The sequence below is a fragment of the Streptomyces prasinopilosus genome, assembly GCF_001419695.1.
Taxonomy (GTDB): domain Bacteria; phylum Actinomycetota; class Actinomycetes; order Streptomycetales; family Streptomycetaceae; genus Streptomyces; species Streptomyces prasinopilosus.
In genome coordinates this window covers 1-243 of record NZ_LIRG01000073.1, presented here as the reverse complement: position 1 = coordinate 243, position 243 = coordinate 1, and the positions used below count along the sequence as shown (strand labels likewise).

Annotated in this window: 1 protein-coding gene; it reads left to right on the top strand. The window is 73.3% G+C overall.

Features of this window, described 5'->3' with window-relative positions; all coding sequences use genetic code 11:
- Positions 1-243 (top strand): SAM-dependent methyltransferase (locus tag AOK18_RS33930; RefSeq protein WP_240503056.1); only part of this gene is annotated, 243 nt, incomplete at both ends.

The window sequence follows — 243 nt, the reverse complement described above, 5'->3', positions numbered from 1 at the left end:
GCGCGTGACCTGGTGAACCGCCTCATGGCCGGGCTCCCCTCGGGCAGCTACCTCGTGATCAGCGACAGCACGGCCACGAGCGAGGGCATGATCGCGGCGTCGAACGCGTACAACGCGAGCGGCGCCGTGCCGTACCACGTGCGCGAGGTCGAGGAGATCGCCGGGTTCTTCGAGGGCCTGGAGCTGGTGGAGCCCGGAGTCGTGCGGGTCCCGCAGTGGCGGCCCGGGGACGGGGCGCCCGGC